This window comes from Pontibacterium sp., from assembly GCF_041587635.1.
In the GTDB taxonomy this organism is placed as follows: Bacteria; Pseudomonadota; Gammaproteobacteria; order Pseudomonadales; family Balneatricaceae; genus Pontibacterium.
In genome coordinates, this window is record NZ_JBFGYC010000072.1 from 1 (window position 1) to 10,978 (window position 10,978).

Annotated in this window: 9 protein-coding genes; 2 read left to right on the plus strand and 7 right to left on the minus strand. The window is 51.6% G+C overall.

All coding sequences use genetic code 11. From position 1 onward, the window contains the following. A partial coding sequence (locus tag ABYW01_RS05955; protein WP_372831581.1) for an ATP-binding protein occupies positions 1 to 2,389 on the plus strand: 2,389 nt, incomplete at its 5' end. 35 nt (positions 2,390 to 2,424) lie between these two features. Here the strand turns inward: ABYW01_RS05955 and ABYW01_RS05960 are convergent. After that, a complete protein-coding gene (locus ABYW01_RS05960; RefSeq protein WP_372831582.1) occupies positions 2,425 to 3,936 on the minus strand; it encodes a sigma-54-dependent transcriptional regulator in 1,512 nt (503 codons plus the stop codon). A gap of 106 nt (positions 3,937 to 4,042) precedes the next feature. Between ABYW01_RS05960 and ABYW01_RS05965 the strand changes: the two genes are divergently transcribed. Beyond that, the gene (locus ABYW01_RS05965) at positions 4,043 to 5,536 is read left to right on the plus strand and encodes a SpoIIE family protein phosphatase (RefSeq protein WP_372831583.1); all 1,494 of its coding nucleotides are present in this window, start codon (positions 4,043 to 4,045) and stop codon (positions 5,534 to 5,536) included. Here the strand turns inward: ABYW01_RS05965 and ABYW01_RS05970 are convergent. From ABYW01_RS05970 to ABYW01_RS05995, 6 genes are all read right to left on the minus strand, one after another. Then, a complete protein-coding gene (locus tag ABYW01_RS05970; protein ID WP_372831584.1) occupies positions 5,533 to 6,249 on the minus strand; it encodes a hypothetical protein in 717 nt (238 codons plus the stop codon). The two genes, ABYW01_RS05965 and ABYW01_RS05970, sit on opposite strands and share 4 nt — an antisense overlap. A gap of 36 nt (positions 6,250 to 6,285) precedes the next feature. After that, the gene (locus ABYW01_RS05975; protein WP_372831585.1) at positions 6,286 to 8,385 is read right to left on the minus strand and encodes an SLBB domain-containing protein; all 2,100 of its coding nucleotides are present in this window, start codon (positions 8,383 to 8,385) and stop codon (positions 6,286 to 6,288) included. Beyond that, positions 8,382 to 8,777: a hypothetical protein gene (locus tag ABYW01_RS05980; protein WP_372831586.1), complete on the minus strand. Its 396-nt coding sequence runs from the start codon at positions 8,775 to 8,777 to the stop codon at positions 8,382 to 8,384. Before ABYW01_RS05980 ends, ABYW01_RS05975 begins: the two co-directional genes overlap by 4 nt. Positions 8,778 to 8,779: 2 nt before the next feature. Continuing rightward, positions 8,780 to 9,082, minus strand: a complete 303-nt coding sequence (locus tag ABYW01_RS05985) for an STAS domain-containing protein (RefSeq protein ID WP_372831587.1) — start codon at positions 9,080 to 9,082, stop codon at positions 8,780 to 8,782. A 155-nt stretch (positions 9,083 to 9,237) separates the two neighbouring features. Beyond that, complete coding sequence (locus ABYW01_RS05990; RefSeq protein ID WP_372831588.1) at positions 9,238 to 9,876, minus strand: sugar transferase; 639 nt, start codon at positions 9,874 to 9,876, stop codon at positions 9,238 to 9,240. Next, on the minus strand, positions 9,873 to 10,978 hold a 1,106-nt coding region (locus ABYW01_RS05995), incomplete at its 5' end, for a glycosyltransferase family 2 protein (protein WP_372831589.1). The genes ABYW01_RS05990 and ABYW01_RS05995, both read right to left, overlap by 4 nt.

Below are 10,978 nucleotides of genomic sequence, written 5' to 3' on the forward strand. Positions count from 1 at the left end.
GCTAGAAGAGGCGTTTACGTTTTATGACGGTCTCTCAGTTGATACACCTACACCCACTCCTTCAGAAAAACGCCCGGTATCTAACACGATTGTCACAGATCGACTCACGCCTGAAGCTGTTCAGCTGCAAACCATGCTGGATACTGTAGTTGATGGCATCGCGACGGTCGATAATCACGGGGTGATGTTATCTGTAAATAAAGCATTTGATCGAATTTTTGGTTATAACACCGCTGAGTTAGTCGGTAATCATCTGGCCAAGTTGGTGCCCAGTCAGCCGGAAGACAAACCTAACTGTGTGAAGTCGGATCTTCTAAAAGATATCACGGGTGTACCTAGAAATATTGCCGGTTTACGCAAGAACGGAGAAGCGTTCCCGATGGAACTGTCGGTGACCCCAATGCAGATTTTGGGACAGGAACGCTTCTTGGTGGTGATCCGGGATACCAGTCGCCGTGTGGCGGCAGAACGTCAGAATCAACTTTTGTTGAAGAGTCTCGACAGTTGTCAGGACGGTTATGCCTTGTTTGGTCCCGGTGATCGGTTGCTCTACTGTAATCAACAGTTTCGTCAGCTCTATCATTCGTGTGCAACAGGTCCAGTAAAAGGGGCGACGTACGAAGAATTTTTTCAGGATTGCATCAACAGTGGGCTCTTTCCTGCGGCAGACGATGATCCAAAATATTGGTTGGATGAATTACTGGAAGCACATGACACGCTGCCAATGGTTCGTGTGGAGGAGATTAGTCCTGGTCGTTGGATACAGATCCATGAAACGCGAGCGGATAACGGCAGTTTGATTGTGTTCCATATCGATATTAGTCAGCTAAAAATAGCGGAGAACTCACTCCGAGATGCGGTTGGCAGAGCGGTGGATGCCAATGAAGCGAAAAGCCGTTTCCTTGCGATGATGAGTCATGAAATTCGTACACCGCTAAACGGTGTTTTGGGTCTTCTTCAGCTGCTTCAGGAAGAAAATCTATCTGGCGAGCAGCAGGAATATGTTGAGACGGCACTGGTCTCGGGACGCAGTTTGCTGACGATTATTTCCGATATTCTGGATTTCTCTAAGATGGAGGCGGGGAAGATGGAGCTTCATCCGGCACCTTGTCATCTGGCATCTTTGACCAAAGAGCTGAAGCAGTTGCTGAGTCCGCGCGTAGAAGAGAAATCGATCCAACTGATTATCAGTATCGATCCGGCTGTGCCTGAGTATGTGCGGGTTGATCATCAGCGCTTGCGTCAGGTTTTGCTGAATCTGCTTGGAAATGCAATTAAATTCACCGATTACGGCGAAGTGAGCCTGCATGTTGTGCGTCAGTCAGATGGACGGATCCGCTTTGCGGTGGATGATACGGGCATCGGTATTCCTGATGATCAGCAGAATCGTGTGTTTGGAGAGTTTAACAGTGGTTTATCTCCAGCGGATAACAAAGTACACGAAGGAACAGGGCTCGGATTGGCAATCAGCCGCCATCTGATTGATCTGATGGACGGTGAACTTCAGTTCTCCAGTCAGGATCAGCAAGGGAGTCACTTTTGGTTTTCGTTGCAGCTAGAACATACGTGTGCACCCATGGCACAACATACGAAGCAACAGAGCGGCAAGCTATCGTTTCGTGGATCCATTCTATTGGTTGAAGACAGTGCCACCAACCGACTGGTGGCGAAAACCATGCTTGAGAAGAGCGGTTTATCCGTGACCTGTGCAGAAGACGGTTACAGGGCACTGGAGCTTTGTCAGTCTCAGTGTTTTGATCTTGTGTTGATGGATATTTCTATGCCGGGTATTGATGGATTGGAAACTACCGCCCGGATCCTGCAGTTGCCAGATTGGAATCTGGCGCCGATTGTCGCGCTGACTGCCTACGCCATGCCCGGAGACCGGGAATGTTTTTTGAAGCAGGGCATGAGTGATTATGTTGAAAAACCGATCGATAAACAGCGCTTGCTCAAGGTGGTTGGGCGGTACGTGCAAACGGAGAAGGTGAGCGAACCGGAACAGAGCGATCCTAATTCAGTGAGTCTCATGGAGCCAGAGCGGCTGAAACGACTAGCGGAGGATACGTCCTATGATATGGTCCCCGAGCTGGCTCAGGTATTTCTGGATGACAGTGGTGAGCGTTTACAGAGCCTATCTGAAATGACGCGACCGTTTTTGCCTGAGGATCACGCTGAGATTGAGCGCCACATGCATACATTAGGGAGCAGTGCGGCACTGTACGGTCTGACAGTGTTTCATGATCAGTCACGCCGTTTTGAGCGTGCATGTCAGGCCGGTGACTATGCTCTGGTTGAGAAAGGTCTGACTGAGTTTATTGCGTTGGGGCAACAGAGTCGTCATACGTTGGCAGAGGTTATCAAAGGATGGTCAGCCTCGCGGGTGTAAGGTGCCGGCGAGGCGAGTAATACAGGATGAAGAACTCAGCGTTCCTTCCAGCTATTACGTTTCCGATAAATGGTTGCTGCGCTAATTTGAAGGTAATGTGCGGCCGTTGGAATATTCCCACCACACAGGTCGATGGCCCTTTCAATGGCTTCACGTTCAAGTTCAGCGATGGGGCGGATCAGCGTTTCTAGCCTATCCGTATTTTCATGTGGTTGAGTGTTTGGGAATGACGGTTGGTGCAATTGACCACCTGTCGGCGGGGTTGCTACCGGCGGAGTGTAGGCCGGTTCGACATATGCCGCAGGTTGTACCGGTGCGTTGTATTGCGCCGCGGCGGGTGATGATATGCTTCGATTCAGCGGCTGCACGCTATAGCTATCTAATGGTGCGGGCAACATGCAAGACGTGACGGTTTCACCTTTGTTTAGCACGACAATATTTCGTACCACATTTTGTAGCTGCCGTACGTTGCCGGGCCAGTTGTAATTGCTGAGTAGTAGCTCCGTTTCCGGATCAAAGCATTTGAAACCTTTTTTCTCTTCGTTTGCATACTGTTCTAAGAAATTACGTGCGATCTCCACGACATCGTTGTCACGCTCACGCAGCGGTGGAAGGTGGATGGGTAACACGTGCAGGCGGTAATACAGGTCTTCCCGGAAATGGCCAGCCTGTACCTCTGCCATCGGATCTTTATTGCTCGCACAGAGAATTCTGACATCCACTTTTTCAGTACGGTCGCTGCCCACTTTCTGCAACGTCCCTGTTTGCAGAAACCGCAGGAGCTTAGATTGCAGTGACAGCTCCATCTCACAGATCTCATCCAGGAACAGTGTGCCTCCCTGAGCAGCCCGTGCCGCACCATCGCGATCACTGACGGCGCCAGTAAATGCACCTTTAACATGGCCAAAAATTTCGCTTTCAATTAGATCCTTGGGAATTGCCCCGCAGTTGAGAGCGATGAAAGGGGCTTTGGCACGTTCACTACGCTGATGGATTGCCTCAGCGCAGACCTCTTTACCTGTTCCACTTTCGCCTGTGATAAACACAGTAGCTTGCGATGATGCAGCGCTATCGATCACCTGATACACCCGCTGCATGGCGAGGGATGAGCCTATGAAACCGCAGAATTGATGGCGGTCGATCTCTTCCCGATAGGTTTCGACGATCCGTTGCAGGCTCTGGCTTTCAAAGCAGTTTTTCAGGGTTGTGAGCAAACGATCTTTATTAAAGGGTTTGACCAGATAGTCGCGGGCACCGAGCCGCATCGCTTCAATGGCGGTATTCATAGAGCAATCGCCGGTGGTGACGATCACTTCCAGAGGCAGCTCTTCATCGCTGACACGCTTCAGAATATCCAGACCGTTCATGTCCGGTAGAGACAGATCTAGCAAGATGCCATCAAAGCCGCCCCGATCCAGTGCTTGTAGCGCAGCGTTACCGGTTTCCACATGTTGAACGTTGTAATCGAGACCCGTCAGGTAGCCACGATAGACAGCGGCCATAGAACGATCATCTTCAACGATCAAAATCTCTGTATTTGCAGGCATCAGCTTCCCTCTAGAGCCAGTAAACAGACTATAGTTTAGTCTAAGTTAGAGTTCGCTGAAGCAGTAAATGTGCCTAATTTTTAAATGGTTACAAGGAGGAGCAGGGATGAAAACCTTGTTGGCAGAATGGCATGGTCAACCACAGCTTGAGGACGCTCGGCGGATTCGTGAAGCCTTGGTCGATGTGCTGGCGAAGTATGAGGTGGCGCAGGCCAATGATTTCCTGTTGGCCGCCTCGGAATTGATTGTAAATTTAACCCGCTATCCCAATCCTAAACCCAATCAACTTTGTCTGCGGTTTAGCCGTGATGAATATTTCTGGTGGCTGGAGTTATTGGATGATGGCCCGAGCTTTAGTAATTTTAGCCAACAGATTAATCATCCTGATCTTCTGGAAGCGGCAGAGAGCGGAATGGGCCTGAAACTGCTTGCCAGTTGCTTTGATGATATTTCCTATGTTCCCGCCTGTTACCGTGAAGATAGTATGAATGTCATGCTGTTGCGACAGCCGATTGGCAAGGGTCCACAGCTTAAACGTGTATTGGTTGTGGACGACGATCCGGTATGGCGGGCGGTCCTTTCAGGCTATCTGGATGGGCATTATCAAGTGATCGTCGCTGATTCAGTGGCGCAGGCATTCCAGCTGATTCTTCAGGATAAGCCCGATCTGGTGATCTGTGATCTGAAGATGCCGGAGAATGATGGGTCGGTACTCTTCGATTGGATCAGTCATATCCCTCAAGTTGCGACCACGGCGTTTATTTATCTGTCAGGCTGTGACGATGCCACGCTAATTGAAAGTGCGGTCAGCCGTCCCATTGATGATTTTCTGCATAAACCCGTAAATAAGGCGGAGCTATTACAAACACTGGCGCGTGTTTTACTGCGCCGTCAGCATCTGACCGATCAGATCCAGCGCGAGGTTGATCAGAAAATTACGTTAGGCTTGCACCCGTCCTTACCCGATAACATAGGTCCATTTAGCTGTGCGTTGCGTACCGTCGCCCCCGAATCTGGCGGCGGGGATCTGGTGCTATTACGGGATTCGTTGCTGATCTTTGCTGATCTGATGGGACATGGTGTGCAGGCGAAGGGATTTGTGTATGCGCTGGCAGGATATTTACGCGGGTTGTGTGCCGCAACAGCACGGCAGCAGCCCGATGTCGCTGAATTGCTCGCGCAAGTTGCGCAGGGATTTGATGATGATCCTGTGCTTCAGGAAACACTGGCGACGATTACGGCACTTGAACTCGGTGCTGGAGGGATAATCCGAGTTGCCAACGCCGGACAGCCGCAACCCGTACTGATACGTGGTGGGGAGATTACCCGGATTCCGGTGGATGGGCCATTGCCAGGACTGCTGGTGGATTCTTACCACGCCTTGGAGCTGGAACTGTTATCAGGAGATCGACTGATACTGTTTTCGGATGGCTATCTGGATGCTGCCGAAAGCATGCCAGAAATGATGATCACGCAACTGCAATACTCAGCGACCTTGCCGCTGGGCGCTGCGGCTGATTTTCTGATGCAGGAGACCTTGAATCGGGCGATGCCTCAAGACGATTTAACGTTGATACTGTTAGAGAAAGCTGAGGGTTAGAGTTCCTGATTCAGTAGCAGAGCGGTGTTGAGCTGTTCGCGCAGGCGCGGCATCCACTTTGGAAACCAGCGATCGAAGCGGTAGGTTTCTCTTATCAACTCCTGACGCAGGCATGGTGTATAGCAATCGTTCATCACCACCGCGGCGAGTATGGCGCCGCACTGTTTGAGAGTTTCATAGGCTTCATCGACCTGACTTTCTGTGGTGACTCCGCTAAGAATATTGAGCAGTGTACTCTCGCTGGCGGCGCAGATAATATCGGCTGGAATATTGTGTTCACGGGTTTGAAGTAGGGCGGGGGTATCGCAGATCACCAGTGCGTATTGCTGGCGACACTCCGCAAAGAAGTGACTCAGTGTGTCCGGGTTATGAAACTCTATATTCTGACCGGATATCGCCGGACAGGTCAGCAGGTGTAGGTTAGGGGTGTCGGCATGATCATAGTGTTGCACCGCGCTTTGCCACTCACCGGACAGCGGCAGCCATTCTGGACGTTCACATCCCGCGACCTGATGCAGAGAGGGGGCATGAAGATTGAACTCTATTAATAATACCGATTTTCCTGCCAGTGCCGCCCGTTGGGCGAGCACCCACGCAAGGGTTGAGGTTCCACTGCGTTCGGTGGGGCTGCAAACGGCAATATGCTTCAGGTTCATGCGTTGCATGCGTGCATAGACGGTTTCCACCGCGGGTGTTTTTTCCAGTGAACACATTGTATGTCTCCTTGTCTTTTTGCTTAGGCCGCTGGCTTAGAATCCCACCAAGCGGGCAAATGAGAAGATCGTGATCGATTCCTGCAGCGTACTGACGACGCGATACCAGGTGCTTTGCTCCTTCCCCGGCACATACAAGGTATCACCGGAACGGATCACCGGGAGTTGGCTGTAGTCGCCGGATTTAGCGAAATCAACCAGATCAAACAGGCGGGAATGTGCTTCCCCATCCACCCGATTGACCACCATAATCCGGTCCTGCAGGGCAGAGTTGAGCGGTCCACCTGCTTCCGCTAAAAGGTCCAGAATGGTCATATCGTTATCGAAACTGTAACGGCCGGGACGCGCTACCGCACCCAGTACGCGCACCACGGTTTCCTTGGGTTTTTCCAACCAGGCGCGTCCACGTTCAGGCACGAAAATCACATCTTCATTGCGTACGTTGGGTAGCAGGTTTTCGTCGCCGGTCTGGAAGTAGGTATGAAGATTGAGGTGGGTGACCTCTTGCCCTTTCTGACCGCGGTGGGTAATACGTACATTGGCCAGATCAGCATGAGCGGTAGGGCCTTGTGCGGCTGATAAAATATCCAGAAAGTTAAGTTCTTCATTAAACGCATAACGTCCAGGTGCGCCGACCTGACCGAAGATATAAATAGAGCGATCGCTGGACTGACGAATCCATTGGGATCGGTTGTCGTTTGGATCTTTGGGCAATTCAGGGATGACTACCGTATCGCCGGCACGAACGGCTGGGATCGTCCGAATATCGCCTCCATTATCTAGAAAGCGCTTCAGGTCAAAGCTGATGGATTGAGCCTGACCACCCGGTGCCGCCGTCAATATTTGCAAGTGGGCAGTATCGGCTTGTGCAACCGGTCCACCGGCATGGGCAATCAGATCCAGTAGTGACATCTCATCGGACCATTCGTAGCGACCGGGACGATTCACCGCACCGATAATCCGGATAGCACGGTTCGGGTGAACTTTGAGCCAGCTCTTTTCATTCATATCCGTCTTTTCCGGTACCAGAATCGCATCGCCCGGATCAATCACGGGCATTGACTGACTGCGGTCGCCATCCATATACGCTTGCAGGTCGAAGGATTTAACGCTGCCGTCTGCACGCAGGACTCGGATCATACGGGTTTCTGCAAAACGTGTAGGCCCGCCTGCGGTTGCCAACAGATCATAAAAACTGGTGTCCTCTTTCATCTCCATCGCGCCGGGTTTGAACACCTCGCCCATCACATATACCGTGCGGGAACCGCTCTGTACCTGATCGGATGCCTGAGGGATAAAGATCACATCACCCTGACGAATATCTGGCATAAGCGCCGGGTCCCCGGTATCCAGATATTCACGCATGTTAAATGGGAAAGGGTTACCGTCGTGAATAACGCGGATCTGTTCAATACCGGCGTAGCGGGTTACGCCACCGGCACGCATGATCATATCGACAACGGACGCGTGCTTCTTGAACGCAAACGTGCCCGGACGGTGAACCTCGCCAAATACTTTGATCGCTTCACCTTCACGTCCAGCATCTCCAGACGCGGTCAGGGTGCGTGCATCAAACTCAACCTGAACGTTACCGATCAGAGGAGAGGCTGGGATGAAAATCTCATCCATCGGTTCCAGTACCGGCAGGCTACGAGGGTTACCACTGTCCAGATAATGTTTGTAGTCAAAGACAATCAGACCCGACTGTCGACGAATTTGAAGCTTATCCAGCTGTGCCCCTTGTGCCAGTCCTCCGGCACTATTGATAGCCAGTTGCACGTTGGAGTTCAGAGGCAGGTCAACCGGCCCCGGCTTTTTGACATAACCCAGGACCGTCACCGAGAGACGGCGTTCCTGCAAAATAACGTCAAATTTGGTGAGGTCTTTGTAAACCGTGCTCAGCTTGCCCACTAGAATCTGGCGGGCCTCTGCGAGGTTTTTATCCGCGAGCTTTATTCTGCCGATTTCTGGCATCATCACCTGACCTTCGTGGTCGATCTGGAAGCTCTTATTGAATGCATCTTCGCCGGGGAATTTTACTTTTAGTAGGTCCCCTGGCCTCAGTGTGGTGGCGTTGACTGGCAGACTTAGCAAGACACTAAGCGCAATGCTGATGATGAGCTGTAACAATTTCATATGCAAAACTCCTGTCCGTGTGTTGCGTTACAAGAAGGCTGCAGTTGGACAAGCTGGCGACGATACTCCTGGTTCATCAGCCGTAACATGCGTTCAGCCTGTTGTAATTGGAACAGTGAATGCTCGTAGTATCTGGCGCTATAGAGGCGCTGGCTCTGTATCATCCGGTGCTCGATTTCGGAGTAGGTTGCCGGATAAAGGCGGTCGACCCCATGATCCAGATGGCGTAGGTAAACTCCCAGACAGTGGGCGAGCCGTTCATCGTAGTTTTCCTGATGCACCGGTATTGGAAAGCGTTCGGCGACACCGCCGTTGCCTTCTTCTACCAGATAGAAACATCCACTATTGATGCTGACCGCCAGTGCCAGCGCAGTGATCAGTCCGGCTTTCATGATCAGTGCTCCCGTACGTTGATCGATTGTTCGATACGCAAGTAACGTAAGAGCTCAAGCGGTTGACCATGTACGCCAGCCAGACTTAGAGAACGATCATTGCTGCGCAGGCGTTTGAACAGAAAAACGATGGCGCCGATGCCTGAAGAATCAATGAAATCGATCTGGGTCATATCGAGGGTCACGTCATATTTGTCTTGTACAAGGCTGTCAAAACGTGGACGAAAAATCTCGACTGCAAGCGCATCCAGTGAACCTTCAAGGCGGAGGGATAGATCATTCGAGGCGTGGGAGTGAGTTTGCATGGGATGTACTCCTTATTTACGTGTAAGTAGATAGGAGCAAACCCTGTGCCAGTAAGTTAACTATTTGATTTTAAAGGGGCGGGGTGGGTGTTTCGCAAAATGAAAACAGCAGGCAGGGAGGGCCGTTCGCATTTTGCGAAACAAAATACAACGGACTACTGACCCCGACCCCCAATCATCACCCACAGCGTACGCACTGCAATTGATAGATCGCTGCGTAGCCATGAAAAGAAACCACTCAGGCTTAATGCGTAGGCATGATCCCAGGCCACTTTATTACGCACGTCTTCGATATTTTCATCGTAACCCTGATTGACTTGGGCCAGCCCCGTAATCCCCGGTTTCAGTCCCCAGGTACGTTCAGCAAAGAAAGGGATTGCTGTTTCCAGTTTTTGATAGAAGCCGGGACGTTCCGGGCGAGGACCAATCAGAGACATATCTCCGCGCAGTACGTTATAGAGCTGTGGCAGCTCATCCAGGCGCGTCTTCCGTAGGAAGCGACCGACAGGCGTGATGCGCGGATCTTGTTTGGTGGCCCAAACTGCACCGGACTGCGCTTCAGCATCCACGCGCATGGTACGAAATTTGTACATCCAGAATATTTCCGTGTGGTCCGTATCCGCGTGACCAATGCGCATCTGTCGGAACAAGATAGGACCCGGAGAGCTGATACAGGTGGCTAAAGCGATGGCGGGGAACAGCAGGCCGCAGATCAGTAGCCCCACCAGTGCGACTATTACATCCATCGTACGTTTAGCGTGTTGAACCGCAGGTGGAATATATTGAGTGTTCATGAGGAGATCTCCTGTGTGGAAACGGGTTTCCAATGGCCCCGTTCTAAACCTGCGATATAGCGCAGGCAGCCGATCAGGCCACAACGGTAGCCGTTGATCAGATAAAAGAGTGTGGTTGTCATATTGGGTAACTGAATGCCGGGGACGCGTGGCAGACTGTAGGCAGCGATCACCATGACGATTTGAAAGGCACTGATGACCATGAGACTGTCATAGGACAATGCCAGCCAGCCGCACAGTAGCAGTTGCATGAGTAGCAGCATCGGCATTAACGCGCGCAACGCTTTGCCGGAAAAGAAGGCAAAGGCGATGCCACCCAAACGCGGGTTCAGGAGTTCAGGCAAGCGTAGCAATTGCTGCAAATTGCCTGCGGATATCCGCACACGTCGACGCTGATCCATGCTGTCGCTGGCTTTTTCGAGTTCAAGCGCGATGATGTCGGTTTCGTAAACCGCTTGATGGCCCTTAGCCACAATGGACATGGGTAAGACAAAATCGTCATTGATCGTGTCGGTGGCCAATGGTTTAAACAGACGGCGACGAAAGAAATAAAGCGCACCGTGCACGCCAATCGGACTGCCTAAGTGGGCTTCCGCCTCCAGAATTCGGGTTTGATACTGCCAATATTTTGATTCTCCTGCGCTACCGGGGGTCAGTAGGCGGTATGTTGCTGCCACGACGCCCACGGGTGCATGGTTGAAATGTCTTGCTGCGATCTGTAAACCGTCCATGGAAAGCAGTGCTGAGGTATCACTGAGTGCAATCAGCTCCTGATCGATCCGGCTGATCATGTCGTTGAGGACCGCCACTTTCCCCCGGTTACGTTTGAACTCAATCACCTCGATATTCAATCCCCGATTTTCCGGTTCCGTTGCGGTAACACGGGCAATGTTGGCGGTTTCGTCAGTACAGCCATCACAAGCGATGATGAGCGTGAAATGAGTAGAAGGATAATCGAGGCTGGCGGTATTACGGACTTTGTCGGCAATGACCTGGGCTTCATTGTACGCCGGAACCAGCATGACTATATGGGGTAGTGCTTGAGCTTCTTCTGCTTGGTGCGCAGAGAGTGTTGTCGGACGACTCAAATAGGTGATGAGCA

What these genes read in the sequence shown, in the direction of transcription:
- ABYW01_RS05960 (WP_372831582.1), bottom strand. Translation starts at nt 3,936, where the DNA reads ATGCCTGCAAATACAGAGATTTTGATCGTTGAAGATGATCGTTCTATG.
- ABYW01_RS05965 (WP_372831583.1), top strand. Translation starts at nt 4,043, where the DNA reads ATGAAAACCTTGTTGGCAGAATGGCATGGTCAACCACAGCTTGAGGAC.
- ABYW01_RS05970 (WP_372831584.1), bottom strand. Translation starts at nt 6,249, where the DNA reads ATGTGTTCACTGGAAAAAACACCCGCGGTGGAAACCGTCTATGCACGC.
- ABYW01_RS05975 (WP_372831585.1), bottom strand. Translation starts at nt 8,385, where the DNA reads ATGAAATTGTTACAGCTCATCATCAGCATTGCGCTTAGTGTCTTGCTA.
- ABYW01_RS05980 (WP_372831586.1), bottom strand. Translation starts at nt 8,777, where the DNA reads ATGAAAGCCGGACTGATCACTGCGCTGGCACTGGCGGTCAGCATCAAT.
- ABYW01_RS05985 (WP_372831587.1), bottom strand. Translation starts at nt 9,082, where the DNA reads ATGCAAACTCACTCCCACGCCTCGAATGATCTATCCCTCCGCCTTGAA.
- ABYW01_RS05990 (WP_372831588.1), bottom strand. Translation starts at nt 9,876, where the DNA reads ATGAACACTCAATATATTCCACCTGCGGTTCAACACGCTAAACGTACG.